The sequence below is a fragment of the Rossellomorea sp. LjRoot5 genome, from assembly GCF_964253455.1.
Lineage (GTDB): Bacteria > Bacillota > Bacilli > Bacillales > Bacillaceae_B > Rossellomorea.
Genome location: NZ_CAXUQN020000001.1, coordinates 4346203 through 4366369, shown reverse-complemented (window position 1 = coordinate 4366369; position 20167 = coordinate 4346203). Strand labels below are relative to the sequence as shown.

The 20167-nt window shown below is 43.1% G+C and carries 20 protein-coding genes and 2 other annotated features (1 of these 22 cut by a window edge); all 20 genes read left to right on the top strand.

The features are described 5' to 3' along the window. Window positions 1-64 (top strand) — a binding site (T-box leader); it begins 156 nt to the left of the window's first position. Window positions 65-135: 71 nt separating this feature from the next. Beyond that, entirely contained in the window at window positions 136-786 is a 651-nt protein-coding gene (gene cysE, locus ACSQ2E_RS22385) for a serine O-acetyltransferase (RefSeq protein ID WP_435994235.1), read from the top strand. Continuing rightward, window positions 783-2183 carry a cysteine--tRNA ligase gene (gene cysS / locus ACSQ2E_RS22380; protein ID WP_435994233.1) on the top strand — a complete coding sequence of 467 codons (1401 nt, stop codon included), beginning with the start codon at window positions 783-785 and terminating at the stop codon, window positions 2181-2183. The genes cysE and cysS overlap by 4 nt, the downstream gene beginning before the upstream one ends. Further along, a complete protein-coding gene (locus ACSQ2E_RS22375) occupies window positions 2183-2608 on the top strand; it encodes a Mini-ribonuclease 3 (RefSeq protein ID WP_435994232.1) in 426 nt (141 codons plus the stop codon). Before cysS ends, ACSQ2E_RS22375 begins: the two co-directional genes overlap by 1 nt. Then, window positions 2605-3348 (top strand): 23S rRNA (guanosine(2251)-2'-O)-methyltransferase RlmB, encoded by a 744-nt coding sequence (rlmB, locus tag ACSQ2E_RS22370; RefSeq protein ID WP_435994230.1) that lies wholly within the window; start codon window positions 2605-2607, stop codon window positions 3346-3348. Before ACSQ2E_RS22375 ends, rlmB begins: the two co-directional genes overlap by 4 nt. A gap of 5 nt (window positions 3349-3353) precedes the next feature. After that, window positions 3354-3863, top strand: coding sequence for an NYN domain-containing protein (locus ACSQ2E_RS22365; protein WP_435994228.1), 510 nt, complete (start codon window positions 3354-3356; stop codon window positions 3861-3863). A gap of 62 nt (window positions 3864-3925) precedes the next feature. Then, complete coding sequence (gene sigH / locus ACSQ2E_RS22360) at window positions 3926-4585, top strand: RNA polymerase sporulation sigma factor SigH (RefSeq protein WP_397545354.1); 660 nt, start codon at window positions 3926-3928, stop codon at window positions 4583-4585. A 72-nt stretch (window positions 4586-4657) separates the two neighbouring features. Continuing rightward, complete coding sequence (gene rpmG, locus ACSQ2E_RS22355) at window positions 4658-4804, top strand: 50S ribosomal protein L33 (RefSeq protein WP_079534455.1); 147 nt, start codon at window positions 4658-4660, stop codon at window positions 4802-4804. Window positions 4805-4848: 44 nt separating this feature from the next. Then, on the top strand, window positions 4849-5028 hold the full coding sequence (gene secE, locus ACSQ2E_RS22350; RefSeq protein ID WP_044340513.1) for a preprotein translocase subunit SecE: 180 nt from the start codon (window positions 4849-4851) through the stop codon (window positions 5026-5028). 170 nt (window positions 5029-5198) lie between these two features. After that, window positions 5199-5732 (top strand): transcription termination/antitermination protein NusG, encoded by a 534-nt coding sequence (gene nusG / locus ACSQ2E_RS22345; protein ID WP_435994225.1) that lies wholly within the window; start codon window positions 5199-5201, stop codon window positions 5730-5732. A 177-nt stretch (window positions 5733-5909) separates the two neighbouring features. Continuing rightward, window positions 5910-6335, top strand: coding sequence for a 50S ribosomal protein L11 (rplK, locus tag ACSQ2E_RS22340; protein WP_032085258.1), 426 nt, complete (start codon window positions 5910-5912; stop codon window positions 6333-6335). A gap of 125 nt (window positions 6336-6460) precedes the next feature. Next, window positions 6461-7162, top strand: a complete 702-nt coding sequence (gene rplA, locus ACSQ2E_RS22335; protein WP_435994222.1) for a 50S ribosomal protein L1 — start codon at window positions 6461-6463, stop codon at window positions 7160-7162. A 50-nt stretch (window positions 7163-7212) separates the two neighbouring features. Continuing rightward, window positions 7213-7357 (top strand) — a sequence feature (ribosomal protein L10 leader region). A gap of 42 nt (window positions 7358-7399) precedes the next feature. Next, window positions 7400-7900 (top strand): 50S ribosomal protein L10, encoded by a 501-nt coding sequence (rplJ, locus tag ACSQ2E_RS22330; protein ID WP_060674140.1) that lies wholly within the window; start codon window positions 7400-7402, stop codon window positions 7898-7900. Window positions 7901-7959: 59 nt separating this feature from the next. Then, the gene (rplL, locus tag ACSQ2E_RS22325; RefSeq protein WP_060674138.1) at window positions 7960-8319 is read left to right on the top strand and encodes a 50S ribosomal protein L7/L12; all 360 of its coding nucleotides are present in this window, start codon (window positions 7960-7962) and stop codon (window positions 8317-8319) included. Between the two features lie 122 nt (window positions 8320-8441). Continuing rightward, window positions 8442-9050 (top strand): class I SAM-dependent methyltransferase, encoded by a 609-nt coding sequence (locus tag ACSQ2E_RS22320; protein WP_435994220.1) that lies wholly within the window; start codon window positions 8442-8444, stop codon window positions 9048-9050. A gap of 232 nt (window positions 9051-9282) precedes the next feature. Further along, window positions 9283-12840: a DNA-directed RNA polymerase subunit beta gene (gene rpoB, locus ACSQ2E_RS22315; RefSeq protein ID WP_435994218.1), complete on the top strand. Its 3558-nt coding sequence runs from the start codon at window positions 9283-9285 to the stop codon at window positions 12838-12840. 51 nt (window positions 12841-12891) lie between these two features. Next, the gene (rpoC, locus tag ACSQ2E_RS22310; RefSeq protein WP_435994216.1) at window positions 12892-16491 is read left to right on the top strand and encodes a DNA-directed RNA polymerase subunit beta'; all 3600 of its coding nucleotides are present in this window, start codon (window positions 12892-12894) and stop codon (window positions 16489-16491) included. Between the two features lie 160 nt (window positions 16492-16651). Further along, window positions 16652-16900, top strand: coding sequence for a 50S ribosomal protein L7ae-like protein (locus ACSQ2E_RS22305; protein ID WP_034765997.1), 249 nt, complete (start codon window positions 16652-16654; stop codon window positions 16898-16900). Between the two features lie 98 nt (window positions 16901-16998). Next, window positions 16999-17421, top strand: coding sequence for a 30S ribosomal protein S12 (rpsL, locus tag ACSQ2E_RS22300; protein WP_034765995.1), 423 nt, complete (start codon window positions 16999-17001; stop codon window positions 17419-17421). A gap of 44 nt (window positions 17422-17465) precedes the next feature. Next, the gene (gene rpsG / locus ACSQ2E_RS22295; RefSeq protein WP_034765993.1) at window positions 17466-17936 is read left to right on the top strand and encodes a 30S ribosomal protein S7; all 471 of its coding nucleotides are present in this window, start codon (window positions 17466-17468) and stop codon (window positions 17934-17936) included. Between the two features lie 51 nt (window positions 17937-17987). Next, window positions 17988-20066 carry an elongation factor G gene (fusA, locus tag ACSQ2E_RS22290; RefSeq protein WP_435994213.1) on the top strand — a complete coding sequence of 693 codons (2079 nt, stop codon included), beginning with the start codon at window positions 17988-17990 and terminating at the stop codon, window positions 20064-20066. The last annotated feature ends 101 nt before the right edge of the window (window positions 20067-20167 follow it).

Below are 20167 nucleotides of genomic sequence, written 5' to 3'. Positions count from 1 at the left end.
TCGAGTTGGAGAAGGTTTGTCTTCTCAATCAGAGTGGAACCGCGCCTTTAAAAGCGTCTCTGTCAGTTTATTGACAGAGGCGTTTTTTTATCGTTAACAGCTTATATTTTTAAAGAAGAAAGGGGATGGATCCAAATGTTTAAGTCGCTTAGGGAAGATATGGATGTGGTGTTTGATCAGGATCCGGCTGCGAGGAATTATGTGGAGGTCATCCTCACGTATTCGGGTCTTCATGCCATTTGGGCTCATCGCGTTGCCCATGCATTTTTCAAACGTAAATTCTTTTTTATTGCTCGGGTCATTTCACAGGTCAGCCGCTTCTTCACCGGAGTGGAGATCCACCCCGGAGCTAAGATCGGTCGTCGCTTCTTCATCGATCATGGAATGGGTGTGGTAATTGGCGAGACGTGTGAAATCGGAGACAATGTCACGCTCTTCCAAGGGGTCACCCTCGGTGGAACCGGGAAGGAAAAAGGGAAACGTCACCCGACGATCCAGGATAATGCATTGATTGCGACAGGAGCAAAAGTATTAGGCTCGATCGTTGTTGGGGAAAATTCTAAGGTAGGGGCAGGATCCGTTGTCTTGAAAGATGTTCCGCCCAATTCAACCGTGGTCGGTATTCCCGGGAAGGTAGTCATTCAGGACGGAGTGAAGATACAGAAGGATCTGAATCACTGTGATCTGCCCGATCCGATGAACGACCGAATGAAACAACTTGAAAAAGAAGTGAATGAATTGAAATCATTATTAAGGGAATATGAGGGAAGGAGTCGATCATCATGACGATTCGTTTATATAACACACTGACAAGGCAGAAAGAGGAATTCAAACCCATGGAAGAGGGTAAAGTCAAAATGTATGTGTGCGGTCCGACGGTTTATAACTATATTCATATAGGAAATGCCCGTCCTGCGATTGTATTTGACACAGTGAGACGTTATCTGGAATACAGGGGATACGATGTTCAGTTCGTCTCTAACTTCACGGATGTGGACGATAAATTAATAAGAGCGGCAAAGGAACTGGGAGAAGATGTCCCGACGATTGCCAAGCGCTTTATCGATGCTTACTTCGAAGATACGGGAGCCCTCGGTTGCCGGAAAGCCGATGTACATCCGACTGTAACAGATAATATTGACACCATTGTTGAATTCATCACAGCCCTTGTAGAAAAAGGGTATGCCTATGAATCCCAGGGAGATGTTTACTATCGTACAAGAAAGTTTGATGGATACGGTAAGCTGTCTCATCAGCCTATTGATGAACTAAAAGCAGGAGCCCGCATCGATGTAGGGGACAAAAAAGAAGATGCCCTGGATTTCGTTTTATGGAAAGCGGCGAAAGAAGGGGAGATCTCCTGGGGGAGCCCGTGGGGTGAAGGACGCCCGGGCTGGCATATCGAATGTTCAGCTATGGCTAAGCGCTATTTGGGGGATACCATCGATATTCACGCAGGGGGACAGGATCTGACCTTCCCTCATCACGAGAATGAAATAGCCCAGTCAGAGGCCCTTACAGGCAAGTCATTCGCCAATTACTGGATGCACAATGGGTATATTAATATTGATAACGAGAAGATGTCGAAATCACTCGGCAATTTCGTGTTGGTTCACGACATTATTAAAGAACAAGATCCACAGGTACTTCGTTTCTTCATGCTATCCGTTCATTACCGTCATCCGATCAACTACAATCTAGAACTTCTGCAGAATGCAGAGACATCTTTAGATCGAATCAAGACAGCGTATGAAAATTTGAAGCATCGCAAGGAATCAAGTACAAACTTAACAGATAACAATCAGGAATGGCTGGACAAAATCCATGCGCTTAAAGCTCAATTCATTACGGACATGGATGATGATTTTAATACTGCCAATGGGATTTCCATTCTATTCGAACTATCAAGACAGGCGAATTATTATTTGATGGAGAAAAATACATCAACAGAAGTCATTGACGGGTTCCTGCACCGGTTTGAAGATTTCTTCTCTGTACTTGGACTGACGTTGCAGGAAGCGGGTATGTTGGACGAAGAAGTGGAAGAAATGATCGAAAAGCGTATTCAGGCGCGTAAAGACCGGAACTTCCAACTGGCAGATGAGATTCGTGACACACTGAAAGACATGGATATCATCCTGGAAGATACTCCTCAAGGCACCCGCTGGAAAAGGGGATCTTAATGCTATACGAGACAAACGAAAAAATCGACGCGAAACAAATCAATGCACTTGCACTGGCTTATATGGGGGATGCTGTATATGAAACATATGTACGGCAGCTCCTGTTAACCAAGGGTAAGATCAAACCGAATCAACTTCACAGGGCTGCGACGAAGTATGTGTCTGCTAAAGCGCAGGCGGCCATTCTCAGAACATTGTTCGATCAGGACCTCTTAACGGAAGAAGAGATATCGATTGTCAAGCGCGGCCGGAATGCAAAATCGGGGACAACGCCTAAAAACACGGATGTACAGACGTATAAACACAGCACTGCTTTTGAGGCTCTTATTGGATATTTGTTTTTACTTAATCGGACGGAGCGGTTAGAGGAACTGTTGAAGATCATTTTTGAACAAGCCCAGGCAGGAAAGGAGGAACAGAAATGAGTAAAGATTTTATCGGAGGAAGAAATCCCGTCATTGAAGCGTTAAAGTCAGGAAGGGATATTAATAAGATTTGGATAGCGGAAGGTTCACAGAAAGGTTCCATCCAGCAAATCGTCGGACTTGCCAAGGAATCCAATGTCATGGTCCAGTATGTACCAAAGAAGAAAATTGAGCAGATGGTATCGGAGAATCACCAAGGGGTCGTCGCTTCTGTGGCCGCTTATCAGTATGCTGAACTGGATGATTTATTTCAAAAGGCAGCACAAAAAGGGGAGGATCCTTTTATTCTGATCCTGGATGAATTGGAAGATCCCCATAACCTGGGATCCATCATGAGGACGGCTGATGCAGCGGGTGCCCATGGAATCATTATCCCGAAGCGAAGAGCGGTGGGACTTACTTCTACTGTAGCGAAGTCTTCCACTGGTGCGATTGAACATATTCCCGTGGCACGTGTGACGAATCTGTCGAGAGCGGTGGATGAATTGAAAGAACGCGGTGTATGGGTGGCAGGAACGGATGCTAAGGGTAAGCTGGATTTCCGCCAACTGGACGGTACGCTTCCTATCGGTTTAATTATCGGAAGTGAAGGAAAAGGGATGAGCCGCATTTTGCGGGATAAATGTGATTTCCTTGTTCAGTTGCCTATGATCGGTCATGTTACATCATTAAACGCTTCGGTGGCAGCTAGTATTTTAATGTATGAGGTTTATCGTAAACGCCACCCATTGGGAGAATAGGAAAGATGGATATCCTCCTTGTGGATGGCTATAACATAATCGGTGCCTGGCCGGAATTGAATGATTTGAAGCAGAAGGATTTAGCAGCGGCAAGAGACCGCCTGGTCGAACAAATGGCAGAATATCAAGGGTATACGGGCTACCGTGTCATTGTCATATTTGATGCATACTACGTACAGGGGATCGCCCGGAAATATCAAAATTATAAAGTGGAAGTGCTCTTCACCAAAGAAAATGAAACGGCAGATGAACGAATTGAAAGATTGGCTATTGAATTAAGCAATATCAAAACACAGATTCATGTAGCCACTTCTGATTTTACAGAGCAATGGGCCATCTTTGGGCAGGGAGCCCTTCGCAAATCAGCGAGGGAGCTCTTGACCGAGGTGGAAGTCATCGAAAAAAAGATTGAAAGAAAAGTAAGGAATTCAAGTGAGAAACGGCCGGCTTCTAAGATCCAATTATCAGAAGAAGTTGCTGAAATTTTCGAAAAATGGCGCCGCGGGGAACAATGATAGGTTGACGATTGAATTTTCTGTAATGTATAATATTTCTATCTATTGTTTTGCTCGGGGGGATGCGTGTGAGCAATATCATCAGGACAGAAGCATTTGATAATCGATTAGAAGGCATGGATGATGAAGAGATAATAGAAGCCGTCCATCAGGGTCACAGCGAAGCACTCGATTTTTTAATCAGGAAATACCGTAATTTCGTTAGAGCGAAAGCCCGCTCGTATTTTTTAATCGGGGCAGATAAGGAAGATATCGTCCAGGAGGGTATGATTGGATTATACAAGGCAATCCGTGATTATAAGGAGGACAAGCTGACCTCTTTTAAAGCGTTTGCAGAGCTTTGTATCACAAGACAAATCATTACAGCCATCAAGACAGCCACGAGACAGAAGCATATACCACTGAATTCGTATGTTTCACTTGATAAACCCATTTATGATGATGAATCTGACCGAACGCTATTAGATGTCATTTCAGGTGCGAAAGTAATGGATCCGGAAGCGCTCATTATCAATCGCGAAGAATTCGATAATATGGAAGATAAGATGGCACAGCTGTTAAGCGATCTTGAGAGGAAAGTACTGGCCCTTTATTTGGACGGGCAGTCCTATCAGGAGATATCAGAAGAGCTGAACCGTCATGTGAAATCCATCGACAATGCCTTACAGCGAGTGAAACGGAAGCTTGAACGATACTTGGAAGTTCGCGAAATAACGATGTAAAGTCATATTGACACATTTTGGTGGTCGTGTTATTTTTGATAGGACTTACTATGTATAGTATAGGTGGAATATATGACTACTAAACTAATACTGGCTTGTACGGTATGCGGTTCCAGGAATTATTCCGTGCCGGGAAACCGTAATCAGGCCGTTCGATTAGAATTAAAGAAATTCTGTAATACATGTAATGCTCACACCCTACACAAAGAGACTAAATAGTGTAGAAGTCTTGCGTATTGATATTAGTTGGAGGTTACTAACGGATGTTTAAATTCTTTCGCAATGTTGCATCGGAAATGAGAAAGGTCAGCTGGCCTAAACGTAAAGAGTTAACGCGCTATACGATCACCGTTATTACGACAGTGGTATTTGTTGCCCTTTTCTTTGCTGTTATCGACCTGGGCATCTCAGAACTTATGCGATTGATCATTGGTTCTAAGTAAGAGAAACATAGAATTAGTTGTATATATACCATGAAAGCATGGTATAATGAATGTTAATAGAGTACATGACCTTAGAGCCCGTTATCTTTTTACGGGTTTTTTCATTTGGAGAAAAAAGGCGAATGAGTATTCTTAAATAGCGAGGAGGGACGGACGTTTAGTCCTATGAGATGGAGAAGAATTGGTATGTAGTCCATACTTATTCAGGATATGAGAACAAGGTGAAAGCGAACCTTGAGAAGCGTGTTGAAACGATGGGGATGCAAGATAAGATCTTCCGCGTGATCGTACCTGAAGAAGAAGAGACGGATTATAAGAATGGCAAGAAGAAAGTAATTAAAAAGAAGGTATTTCCCGGTTATGTGATTGTGGAAATCGTCATGACCGATGATTCGTGGTATGTCGTCCGAAATACACCTGGAGTGACCGGTTTCGTCGGTTCATCAGGACACGGTTCAAAGCCTACACCATTATTGCCGGAAGAAGTGACAAATCTTCTGAAACAAATGGGTATGACAGAGAAAAAGGTAGAGTTCGACTTCGAATTAGGAGAAACAGTAAAAGTAAACGAAGGTCCATTTGCGAACTTTACAGGCTCGATCGAAGAGATTGATAATGCGAAAGCAAAAGTAAAGGTACACGTCAATATGTTTGGTAGAGATACCCCGGTAGAACTGGATTTCTCCCAAATAGATAAATTATAATGGAAAAGAACTTGAAATCATTCTGAAAAAATGGTACTATTTCATAAGTCAGTGCGTCTCCACAAAGAGATACTGAAACTAATAGACGTTCTTTATGTTGATAAAGACATTTTTTACATTTGAGTGGGAGGGTGAAAAACCCAATAACCACATCACGGACTTAAGGAGGTGTGTCTCGTGGCTAAAAAAGTTATCAAAATGGTTAAATTGCAGATTCCTGCCGGTAAAGCTAATCCAGCTCCACCAGTTGGTCCTGCACTAGGTCAAGCAGGTGTTAACATCATGGGATTCTGTAAGGAATTCAATGCTCGTACAGCAGATCAAGCTGGCTTAATCATTCCTGTTGAAATCACGGTATTTGAAGACCGTTCATTTACATTCATCACAAAAACTCCACCCGCTGCTGTTCTTCTTAAGAAAGCTGCAGGTATCGAGTCTGGTTCAGGCGAACCAAACAGCAAGAAAGTGGCAACACTTAAACGCGATAAAGTACGTGAAATTGCTGAAACAAAAATGCCTGACTTAAATGCAGCTAGTGTTGAATCAGCTATGCGCATGGTAGAAGGAACTGCGCGCAGCATGGGTATCGTCATCGAAGACTAATCCCTGCTTCGTTAAAGTAGAGGTTCCTGTTGAACGAGGTTGCGATGATGAAATGTACGTTTCACTCGCAACCTTATTTCGTGGGAGGTTATTCCGCTAAAACCACATATAGGAGGAAATTTAAAATGGCTAAAAAAGGTAAAAAGTTTCTTGATGCTCAAAAGCTTGTAGATCGTACTACAGCTTATTCAGTGGAAGAAGCAATCGAACTAGTTAAGAAAACAAACTTCGCTAAGTTTGACGCAACGATCGAAGTAGCGTTCCGCTTAGGTGTAGATACACGTAAAAACGACCAGCAAATCCGTGGAGCAGTTGTACTTCCACACGGAACTGGTAAAACTCAAAAAGTTCTTGTATTCGCTAAAGGCGAAAAAGCAAAAGAAGCAGAAGCTGCTGGCGCTGATTTCGTAGGTGATGCTGAACTTATCAACAAGATCAACCAAGGTTGGTTCGAGTTCGACGTAATCGTTGCAACTCCAGACATGATGGGTGAAGTTGGTAAACTTGGTCGCGTATTAGGACCTAAAGGTTTAATGCCAAACCCTAAAACTGGAACAGTAACATTCGACGTAACGAAAGCTGTTAATGAAATCAAAGCCGGTAAAGTTGAATACCGTGCTGACAAATCAGGTAACGTTCACGTTCCTGTTGGAAAGGTTTCATTCGACAATGAAAAGCTTGTTGAAAACTTTGCTACAATGTATGAAACAATGCTTAAAGTTAAACCTGCTGCTGCAAAAGGAACTTACATGAAAAATGTTTCTGTAACTTCTACAATGGGACCTGGCGTTAAAGTCGACCCTTCAACTTTCGCAGTTAAGGCATAATTTGGTATTGACTTACTGAGGACTAGTGATTATAATTAGTTCTGTTGTAAAAAACGAATACATTTGTACCGTAGACAGTAGGGGCTCACTGTGAGCTTAATATCCTGCCGAGGTAATTGCGATAAAATAACCGCTTATAGCGTGTTTGCAATGCCCTTATGTCTACCTTGATATAAGGGCATTTTTTATTGGATGACGGTATAAATGTTCATCAGTCAATCTACAGGAGGTGTAATGATGAGCAGCATTCTAGATCAAAAGAAACACATCGTTGGAGAAATCTCTGACAAGCTAAAAAACAGTGTATCTACAATCGTTGTAGATTACCGTGGCCTAGACGTTTCGGAACTAACTGAGCTTCGTAAACAACTTCGTGAAGCTGGCATCGAGTTCAAAGTGTACAAAAACACTATGGTACGTCGTGCGGCAGAAGAAGCTGGTCTTGAAGGGTTAAACGAATTCTTAACTGGTCCTAACGCAATTGCGTTCAGTACAGAAGAAGTAGTTGCACCTGCAAAGATTCTTAACAGCTTTGCTAAAGAACACGAAGCACTTGAAATCAAGACGGGTGTCATCGAAGGAACAATCACTTCAGTTGAGGATGTTAAAGCAATCGCTGAACTTCCAAACCGCGAAGGACTTCTTTCTATGCTACTCAGCGTGCTTCAAGCACCAATGCGCAACTTTGCGTTGGCAACAAAAGCCGTTGCAGATCAAAAAGAAGAGCAAGGCGCGTAAGCTAAAGCAAGTCGTTTAAATAAAAAAATTAAGCAAACATCACAAGGAGGAAATTTAAAATGAGTAAAGAGCAAATCATTGACGCGATTAAAGAAATGTCAGTTCTTGAATTAAATGATCTAGTTAAAGCAATCGAAGAAGAATTCGGAGTAACTGCTGCTGCACCTGTAGCTGCTGCTGCTGGTGGCGCTGACGCTGCTGCAGAACAAACTGAATTCGACCTAATTCTTGAGAGCGCTGGAGCTCAAAAAATCAAGGTTATCAAAGTTGTTCGTGAAATCACAGGTCTTGGCCTTAAAGAAGCGAAAGAAATGGTTGATAACACTCCTAAAGCTCTTAAAGAAGGTATTGCTAAAGAGGAAGCTGAAGAACTTAAAGCTAAACTTGAAGAAGTTGGAGCTGGCGTAGAAGTTAAGTAATGATTGTATAGATGAAAAGCTCGCTATATTTGGCGGGCTTTTTTCTTGTCTGGCATCTATCTCTGCTCTATTTTGGAAAAGATGGTACCAGGCGGGATCTATCAATGGATGGAGATGATATAATGACCAATCACTATTATTCCCGTAACCCGGATGTGGAAAGTAACCCAGGGATGATTGCCTTTGAATTAAGGGGACAGACATTCCGTTTTAAGACAGACCAGGGCGTCTTCTCAAAAAAGGAAGTCGACTTTGGTTCAAGAGCCTTGATTGAAACGTTTGAAGTACCTGATGTTAAGGGACCTTTACTTGATGTCGGCTGCGGTTATGGCCCGGTTGGATTATCCTTGGCTAAAGATCTTAGTGATCGGACGGTCCATATGATCGATGTAAACGAGAGGGCTCTATCTTTAGCGAAAGAAAATGCTGGGGAAAATAAAGTTCAAAACGTTAAAGTCTATCAAAGTGACCGATATACAAATGTCGTTGAAAAGGGATTTGCCGCTATTTTAACGAACCCTCCGATACGAGCAGGAAAAGAAACGGTTCATTCGATTCTCGAGAACAGTTACGAACATCTGGTGGAACGTGGAGAATTGTGGGTCGTTATTCAAAAGAAGCAAGGTGCTCCCTCTGCCATGGATAAAATGGAAAAAATCTTTTCAAACGTAGAAGTCGTCGTGAGAAAAAAGGGATACTATGTATTGAAATCTGTAAAAGAAATCCGTTGACGTAGCTTATCTGCTATGATAACATTATAAAATGCAAAAATATTAATTTCCGGTATTATGTCCATATGTATACACATTGGATAAATTGGAAAAGATTATAAAATAATAGTTCGTCATTTGAAAATGAGGTTTTATCATTAAAACCCTTTTTCTTTTTGTCTTGTGTAGAGTAGTAATCCTACTTTAAGGCATATAGACACAACCAAAACGCTTGATTTGAGGGGTGAATCAGTTGACAGGTCAACTAGTTCAGTATGGACGACACCGCCAACGCAGAAGTTTTGCGCGTATCAGTGAAGTTTTAGAATTACCGAATTTAATCGAAATTCAAACTTCCTCGTATCAATGGTTTCTTGATGAGGGGTTAAGAGAAATGTTCCGTGACATTTCTCCGATTGAGGACTTCACTGGTAATCTCTCTTTGGAATTTATTGATTATAGTCTGGGAGAGCCAAAGTACTCGGTGGAAGAATCAAAGGAAAGAGATGTTACTTACTCTGCACCGCTTAGAGTAAAAGTCCGTCTTGTGAACAAGGAAACAGGAGAAGTAAAAGATCAAGACGTATTTATGGGTGATTTCCCATTAATGACAGAGACAGGTACTTTTGTCATCAATGGTGCTGAGCGCGTTATCGTATCTCAGCTAGTACGTTCACCTAGTGTTTACTTTAGCGGAAAAGTAGATAAAAACGGAAAGAAAGGGTTTACTGCTACCGTTATACCAAACCGCGGAGCTTGGCTTGAGTATGAAACAGATGCAAAAGATGTTGTATATGTGCGAATTGATCGAACTCGCAAACTACCGGTAACGGTTCTTTTACGTGCCCTTGGGTTTGGCTCTGATCAAGAAATCATCGATTTGATCGGTGATAATGAGTACATTCGTAACACGCTCGAGAAAGACAACACGGAAGGTATCGACAAGGCATTGCTTGAGATTTATGAGCGTCTGCGTCCAGGAGAGCCTCCTACAGTAGAAAATGCTAAAAGTTTACTCGTTTCTCGTTTCTTTGATCCTAAGCGTTATGACTTAGCAAACGTTGGACGTTACAAAATGAACAAAAAGCTACACATTAAGAATCGTTTATTCGGTCAGACTCTAGCAGAAACTCTAGCAGATCCGGAAACGGGCGAGATTCTTGCAGAGAAAGGCACGATTCTTGACCGTCGCGCCCTGGATAAGGTCATCCCTTATTTAGAAAACGGCATTGGTTTCAAAAACTACCAACAGTCCGGCGGCGTATTAGAAGAAGACGTAGTTCTTCAATCTATCAAAATCTATTCTCCTACCGAAGAGGGAGATTTTGAAATCAACGTAATCAGCAATGCGTATGTTGAAGAAGAGGTTAAGTACATTACACCTGCAGATATCATCTCTTCCATTTCTTACTTCTTTAACTTATTACATGGAGTAGGACTGACAGATGATATTGACCATTTAGGTAACCGTCGTTTACGTTCGGTTGGTGAATTGCTTCAGAACCAATTCCGTATCGGTTTATCACGTATGGAACGTGTGGTCCGTGAAAGAATGTCGATTCAGGACACGAACACGATCACGCCTCAACAACTGATCAACATCCGTCCTGTTATTGCATCCATTAAAGAGTTCTTTGGAAGCTCTCAATTGTCTCAATTCATGGATCAAACGAATCCCCTTGCAGAATTAACGCACAAACGTCGTCTTTCTGCTTTAGGGCCTGGTGGATTAACGCGTGAACGTGCTGGATTCGAAGTACGTGACGTCCATTATTCCCACTATGGTCGTATGTGTCCGATTGAAACACCTGAGGGTCCGAACATCGGACTGATCAACTCACTTTCCTCCTTTGCGAAAGTGAATAAATTCGGCTTTATTGAAACGCCGTATCGTCGCGTCGATCCCGATACCGGAAAAGTAACCGATCGTATCGATTACTTGACAGCAGACGAAGAAGATAACTATGTAGTGGCACAGGCGAACGCACGTCTTGGAGATGACGGCGCATTTCTTGATGAAGAAGTCATCTCCCGTTTCCGCGGTGAGAACACGGTCATCAAGCGTGAACGTCTCGACTACATGGATGTATCTCCTAAACAAGTAGTATCAGCTGCGACAGCATGTATTCCATTCTTAGAAAACGATGACTCCAACCGTGCTCTAATGGGAGCGAACATGCAGCGTCAAGCAGTACCTTTGATGAATCCGGAATCACCGATCGTCGGAACAGGTATGGAACACGTATCTGCGAAAGACTCCGGTGCAGCCGTGATCTGTAAATACGAAGGTATCGTGGAAAAAGTTGAAGCGAAACAAGTTTGGGTGCGTCGTGTGAAAGAAATCGATGGTCAGGAAGTAAGAGGTGACCTCGATAAGTATCGTATGCAGAAATTCATCCGTTCCAACCAGGGTACATGTTACAACCAGCGTCCGATCGTAAGTGAAGGTGACCGTGTAGTGAAAGGCGAGATCCTTGCTGATGGTCCTTCCATGGAGAAAGGTGAACTCGCCTTAGGACGTAACGTCATGGTTGGATTCATGACTTGGGACGGTTACAACTATGAAGATGCGATCATCATGAGTGAGCGTCTTGTAAAAGACGATGTCTATACTTCTATTCATATTGAAGAATATGAGTCTGAGTCCCGTGATACGAAATTGGGACCTGAAGAAATCACTCGTGATATTCCTAACGTTGGTGAAGATGCACTTCGCAATCTTGATGAACGTGGAATCATCCGCATAGGTGCTGAAGTTAAAGATGGCGACCTGCTTGTTGGTAAAGTAACGCCTAAGGGTGTAACAGAGCTGACTGCTGAAGAGCGTCTACTTCATGCAATCTTCGGTGAGAAGGCCCGTGAAGTCCGGGATACATCCCTTCGCGTGCCACACGGCGGCGGCGGAATCATCCTTGATGTGAAAGTCTTCAACCGTGAAGATGGGGATGAATTACCACCAGGTGTAAACCAGCTTGTACGTGTATACATCGTTCAGAAACGTAAGATTTCTGAAGGTGACAAAATGGCTGGTCGTCACGGTAACAAAGGTGTTATCTCAAGAATCCTTCCTGAAGAAGACATGCCGTTCTTACCAGACGGCACACCGATTGATATCATGCTTAACCCACTAGGGGTACCATCACGTATGAATATCGGTCAGGTGCTGGAGCTTCACTTGGGAATGGCAGCAAGATACCTCGGTATTCATGTCGCTTCACCAGTATTTGATGGAGCGCGTGAGGAAGATGTATGGGCAACAATTGAAGAAGCAGGTATGGCACGCGATGCCAAAACCGTTCTTTACGATGGTAGAACGGGTGAACCGTTTGATAACCGTGTATCAGTTGGTATCATGTATATGATCAAACTTGCACACATGGTTGATGACAAACTTCACGCACGTTCAACCGGTCCTTACTCACTTGTTACGCAACAGCCACTCGGTGGTAAAGCTCAATTCGGTGGACAGCGTTTCGGTGAGATGGAGGTATGGGCACTTGAAGCTTACGGTGCTGCTTACACTCTACAAGAAATTCTAACAGTTAAGTCCGATGACGTAGTGGGTCGTGTGAAAACATACGAAGCCATCGTCAAGGGTGAAAACGTTCCTGAACCTGGCGTTCCGGAATCATTCAAAGTTCTGATCAAAGAGCTTCAAAGTTTAGGTATGGATGTTAAGATCCTCTCTAGTAACGAAGAAGAAATCGAAATGCGCGACTTAGAGGATGAAGAAGAAGTACAACAAGCAGACACGCTAAATATCTCTGAATCTAAAGCACAGGAATCCGAGACAGTAGGGTCTAAAGAATAAATTTAGAGCAATTAGGGTTAGAGCCTGTAGATTAAAAGGGAGGTAGGCCCCTTGCTAGATGTAAATAATTTTGAGTATATGAAAATTGGTTTAGCTTCCCCCGATAAGATCCGTTCGTGGTCTTTCGGGGAAGTTAAAAAGCCCGAAACCATTAACTATCGTACGTTAAAACCAGAAAAAGATGGTTTGTTCTGTGAACGTATCTTCGGTCCTACGAAGGACTGGGAATGTCACTGTGGTAAATACAAGCGTGTCCGCTATAAAGGCGTCGTTTGTGACCGCTGTGGTGTCGAAGTAACAAAGGCTAAAGTTCGTCGTGAACGTATGGGTCACATTGAACTTGCTGCCCCTGTATCTCACATCTGGTACTTCAAAGGAATCCCAAGCCGTATGGGTCTTGTTTTAGACATGTCTCCGCGTGCTTTGGAAGAAGTCATTTACTTCGCTTCCTATGTTGTAACAGAGCCAGGTGACACGGCTCTTGAAAGAAAGCAACTTCTTTCTGAAAAAGAATACCGTGCATACCGTGAGAAGTACGGAGTGAAATTCCAAGCTGCAATGGGAGCGGAAGCAATTAAAAAGCTTCTGCAGGACATTGACCTGGATAAAGAAGCTGATTTCTTGAAGGAAGAACTGAAAACAGCTCAAGGTCAACGCCGTACCCGTGCAATCAAGCGTTTGGAAGTTGTGGAATCTTTCAGAAACTCAGGGAATGATCCGGACTGGATGATCCTTGATGTCCTTCCTGTCATTCCTCCGGAGCTTCGCCCGATGGTTCAACTTGACGGTGGACGCTTTGCGACTTCTGACTTAAATGATCTTTATCGTCGTGTTATTAATCGTAATAACCGTCTTAAGCGTTTATTGGACCTTGGTGCTCCAAGCATCATCGTTCAAAATGAGAAGCGTATGCTACAAGAAGCGGTGGATGCTTTAATTGATAATGGTCGTCGCGGCCGTCCAGTTACTGGACCGGGTAACCGTCCATTAAAATCCCTTTCACATATGCTTAAAGGGAAGCAAGGTCGTTTCCGTCAGAACCTTCTTGGTAAACGTGTTGACTATTCCGGCCGTTCTGTAATCGTAGTTGGACCTAACCTTAAGATGTACCAATGTGGTCTTCCTAAGGAAATGGCTCTTGAGTTATTCAAACCATTCGTCATGAAAGAACTCGTCGAAAAAGGATTGGCTCACAACATCAAGAGTGCCAAACGCAAGATTGAACGCGTCCAGCCGGAAGTCTGGGATGTATTAGAAGGCGTCATCAAAGAACATCCGGTACTGTTAAACCGTGCACCTACTCTTCACAGACTAGGGATTCAAGCATTTGAACCTACACTTGTCGAAGGTAGAGCGATCCGTCTTCACCCACTTGTATGTACAGCATACAATGCGGATTTTGATGGTGACCAAATGGCGGTTCACGTACCACTATCTTCTGAAGCTCAAGCTGAAGCGCGCATGCTGATGCTTGCTGCCCAAAACATTCTAAATCCGAAAGACGGTAAACCGGTTGTTACTCCGTCCCAGGATATGGTATTAGGTAACTATTACCTGACACTTGAACGTGAAAATGCTGTTGGTGAAGGTATGATCTTCAATGATGCAAATGAAGTCATCCTTGCTTATCAAAATGGTTATGTACACTTGCATACCCGTATTGCGATTCATGCAAGCACCATCAACAATCAAACGTTCACCGAGAAGCAAAACAAACAACTATTATTAACAACGGTTGGTAAAGTAATCTTCAACGAAATCTTGCCGGATACATTCCCGTTCATTAACGAACCAACAAGAACGAACTTGGAAGTTGCGACTCCTGAGAACTACTTTGTTGATCCGTCAACAAACGTTAAGGAAGTATTCCAAAGCCGTGAGTTAATCAATCCGTTCAAAAAAGGTTTCTTAGGAAATATCATCGCGGAAGTGTTCAAGAAGTTTGCCATCACGGAAACGTCTCGTATGCTTGATAAGATGAAGGACCTTGGATTCAAATATTCTACAAAAGCCGGTATTACGGTTGGTATCGCAGATATCGTCGTACTAGCGGAAAAAGAAAAGATCTTGATCGAAGCGCAAAGTAAAGTAGACAACGTATTGAAACAATTCAAACGTGGTCTCATTACAGAGGATGAAAGATACGATCGCGTTATTTCCATCTGGAGTGCTGCGAAAGATACGATTCAAGGTAAGTTAATGGCGACACTGGATAAACGTAACCCGATCTTCATGATGAGTGACTCAGGTGCCCGTGGTAATGCATCCAACTTCACTCAGCTTGCAGGTATGCGTGGACTGATGGCCAACCCGGCTGGTCGTATCATTGAGTTACCGATCAAATCAAGTTTCCGTGAAGGTCTGACGGTTCTTGAGTACTTCATCTCTACCCATGGTGCCCGTAAAGGTCTTGCCGATACGGCACTGAAAACAGCTGACTCAGGATATCTGACACGTCGACTTGTTGATGTGGCCCAGGATGTGATCGTTCGTGAAGAAGACTGCGGAACGGACAGAGGCCTACTCGTAGGCTCCATTAAAGAGGGTACGGAAATCATCGAACCTCTTGAAGAACGTTTACTCGGTCGTTACTCACGTAAGACGTTACGTCACCCTGAGACAGATGAAATCATCATTATAGAAAATCAGCTGATCACAGAAGACTTGGCTAAGACTATCATTGATGCTGGTGTCGAACATGTTTCGATCCGTTCTGCCTTCACATGTAACACAAGACACGGTGTATGTGAAAAATGTTACGGAACGAACCTTGCAACAGGTCAAAAAGTCGAAGTCGGGGAAGCTGTTGGTATCATCGCTGCACAATCCATCGGGGAACCGGGCACTCAGTTAACGATGCGTACGTTCCATACTGGTGGGGTTGCAGGAGACGATATCACTCAAGGTTTGCCTCGTATCCAAGAGATATTCGAAGCGCGTAACCCTAAAGGTCAAGCGGTCATTTCTGAAATCGATGGTGTAATCACGTCCATCAGTGAAGGAAAAGATCGCCAGTATGAAATTACCGTACAAGGTGACGTGGAAACGAGAAGTTACACAGCTCCTTACACAGCGCGCCTGAAGTTCGCTGTGAACGATAAAGTCATACGCGGTCAGGAAATCACTGAAGGTTCAATTGATCCTAAAGAACTTCTTAAAGTTCGTGATGTATCAGCCGTTCAAGAATATTTGCTGCGCGAAGTACAAAAGGTATACCGTATGCAAGGGGTTGAAATCGGCGACAAACACGTTGAAGTCATGGTTCGTCAAATGATGCGTAAAGTTCGTGTTATCGACGCTGGTGAATCCGAAGTACTACCAGGTACTCTTATGGATATCCACCAATTCAGAGATGCGAATGAGAAAGCATTGTTCGGCGGCAAACTTCCGGCAACAGGACGCCCTGTACTGCTTGGAATTACGAAAGCTTCGCTTGAAACGGATTCCTTCTTGTCCGCAGCATCATTCCAGGAGACAACTCGTGTGTTGACGGATGCTGCGATTAAAGGAAAACGTGATGAGTTACTTGGATTGAAAGAAAATGTAATCATTGGTAAACTGGTTCCAGCTGGAACAGGTATGGAACGTTACCGCAAGGCAGAACCGGTATTAGCAGAAGATACTAGTGAAGAAACAGTAACAGTAGAGTAATCTATTTAGGCTAACTCTTAGGCAGGTTTGATTGCTCAAACATCAGTCTTAAGAGTTAGCTTTTATAAATCTTTCAAATCTATGTTGACATAGAGTTTTTAAGATGATAATATATTCAAGGTTGCTCCTATTAATAACCTGTTACTTTGGAGGATATGAAATGTCTTATGAAAAAGTAGCGCAGGCTAAAGAAATTATTGTAGGAACAAAGCAAGCAGTGAAAGCTCTAAAAACAGGTCATGTACTCGAAGTTGTAATTGCGGAGGATGCTGATCCCAAGGTTACAGCAAAAGTAGTTCAGGCCGCGATTGATCTTAATGTACCGGTTAACAAAGTGGATTCGATGAAGAAACTTGGAAAATCGTGCGGAATAGATGTTGGAGCAGCAGCTGTTGCGATTATACAGTAAAATAGTTTTTGTAGAAGGATCTACAAAAACTTTACTTTTACCCAAAAAAGAACCACCTGGATGTGTGGGCTTACCAAATAAGAAGGGAGGAAAACAAAATGCCAACTATTAACCAATTAGTTCGCAAGCCTCGTCAGTCAAAATCAACTAAATCAAAGTCACCAGCTCTTAACAAAGGTTATAACAGCTTTAAGAAGGTGCACACGAACTTGTCTTCTCCACAAAAACGTGGTGTATGTACTCGTGTTGGTACAATGACTCCAAAGAAACCGAACTCGGCGCTACGTAAATATGCACGTGTTCGTTTAACGAATGGAATCGAGGTTACTGCTTACATTCCTGGTATCGGGCACAACCTTCAAGAGCACAGTGTTGTTCTTATCCGTGGAGGACGTGTAAAGGATTTACCGGGAGTACGTTATCACATCGTACGTGGTGCGCTTGATACAGCTGGAGTTGACGGCCGTATGCAAGGACGTTCTAAATACGGAACTAAGCGCCCTAAAGCAGCTAAAAAATAATCAAACTACTATAAATTCATTTCTCGTTGAAAGGAGGAAATCACATGCCACGTAAAGGTCCTGTAGCAAAAAGAGACGTTTTACCTGATCCAATGTACAATTCTAAACTAGTTACTCGTTTAATCAATAAAATCATGATTGACGGTAAAAGAGGTAAAGCTCAAAAGAAATTATACGCAGCGTTTGATATCATTAGCGAGCGTTCAGGTAAAGATGCAATGGAAGTATTCGATGCAGCTTTAAAAAATATCATGCCGGTATTGGAAGTAAAAGCTCGTCGTGTAGGTGGTTCAAACTATCAAGTACCTGTAGAGGTGCGTCCAGAGCGTCGTACTACATTAGGTCTTCGTTGGTTAGTAAACTACTCTCGTCTTCGCGGTGAGAAGACAATGGAAGAGCGTTTAGCTAACGAAATCCTTGATGCAGCTAACAACACTGGAGCTTCTGTCAAGAAGCGTGAAGATACACACAAGATGGCTGAAGCGAACAAAGCGTTTGCTCACTATCGTTGGTAATCTGACCTTAATCAAACAAATCATTCTTTTATAAGGAAGGAGAAAGACCGCATGCCTAGAGAGTTCTCCTTAGAAAACACTCGTAATATCGGTATCATGGCTCACATCGATGCCGGTAAAACAACTGCAACTGAGCGTATCCTATTTTATACAGGTCGTATCCATAAAATCGGAGAAACTCACGAAGGTGCTTCTCAAATGGACTGGATGGAGCAAGAGCAGGAACGTGGTATCACTATCACTTCTGCTGCGACAACAGCCCAATGGAAAGGCCATCGTATCAACATCATCGATACACCGGGTCACGTAGACTTCACTGTTGAAGTTGAACGTTCCCTGCGTGTACTTGATGGTGCAGTAGCAGTACTTGATGCTCAATCTGGTGTTGAGCCTCAAACTGAAACTGTATGGCGCCAAGCAACAACTTACGGGGTTCCCCGTGTTGTGTTCGTTAACAAAATGGACAAAATCGGTGCTGACTTCCTTTACTCTGTAGGTACACTACATGAGCGTCTACAAGCTAATGCACATCCTGTTCAGCTTCCAATCGGTGCTGAGGATGACTTCGAAGGAATCATCGACTTAGTAGAAATGAAAGCTTACTTCTATGAAGATGACCTTGGAACTCGCGCAGAAGCTCGTGACATTCCTGAAGAGTACAAAGATCAAGCTGAAGAATACCGCGGAAAACTAATTGAAGCGGTATCTGAACTTGATGAAGAGCTTATGATGAAGTACTTAGAAGGTGAAGAGCTTACAAACGATGAGCTTAAAGCAGCTATCCGTACAGCAACTCTAACTGTAGAGTTCTATCCAGTAGTCTGTGGGTCTGCCTTCAAAAACAAAGGGGTTCAATTACTAATTGACTCAGTTATCGATTATCTTCCAGCACCAACAGATGTTGAAGATATCAAAGGTTTTGTTCCTGATTCAGAAGAAGAAGTTACTCGTCCTTCAACAGACGATGCACCATTCTCTGCTTTAGCGTTCAAGGTTGCAACTGACCCTTATGTTGGTAAATTAACATTCTTCCGTGTGTACTCAGGAACATTAGATTCTGGTTCATATGTAAGAAACTCTTCTAAAGGTAAACGTGAACGCGTAGGACGTATCCTGCAAATGCACGCTAACTCCCGTGAAGAGATCTCCACTGTTTACGCTGGGGACATTGCAGCAGCAGTTGGTCTGAAGGATACAAGTACTGGAGATACACTATGTGATGAAAAGAGCCTTGTTATCTTAGAATCCATGGTATTCCCAGAGCCGGTTATCTCTCTATCTGTTGAGCCTAAATCAAAGGCTGACCAAGATAAAATGACGACTGCTCTTCAAAAACTTCAAGAGGAAGATCCAACATTCCGCGCTCACACTGACCAGGAAACTGGACAGGTTATCATCGCGGGTATGGGTGAGCTTCACTTAGATATCATCGTTGACCGTATGAGACGTGAATTCAAAGTAGAAGCAAACGTAGGTGCTCCTCAAGTATCTTACCGTGAGACTTTCCGTGATACGGCTAAAGTTGAAGGTAAGTTCGCCCGTCAATCTGGTGGACGTGGACAATTCGGACACGTTTGGATCGAATTCTCACCTAACGAAGAAGGTAAAGGATTCGAATTCGAGAACGGTATCGTCGGTGGTGTAGTTCCTCGTGAATACATCCCTGCTGTACAAGCCGGTCTAACTGACGCTTTAGAAAATGGTGTCTTAGCTGGTTTCCCACTTGTTGATGTTAAAGCAAGATTATTCGATGGTTCATACCATGACGTCGACTCCTCTGAGATGGCGTTCAAAATCGCTGCATCAATGGCCCTTAAGAATGCTGCTTCTAAATGTAAGCCGGTCATCCTTGAGCCGATGATGAAAGTTGAGGTTGTTATCCCTGAGGAATACCTTGGAGATATCATGGGTGACGTTACTTCCCGTCGTGGACGCGTAGAAGGTATGGAAGCACGCGGTAACGCTCAAGTCGTTAAAGCGTTCGTACCTCTATCAGAAATGTTTGGATATGCAACTTCCCTTCGTTCTAATACACAAGGGCGCGGAACATACTCCATGCACTTCGATCACTACGAAGAAGTACCTAAATCGATTTCAGAAGAAATCATCAAAAAAAATAAAGGTGAATAATTGATTTATTCGCTTTTATAAAGTATAAATACTAATGTAAGCAATTGTTGTGTCAGAGATGGTTTTCACTGTCTCTGAGACACCCAACATATACTTATTTT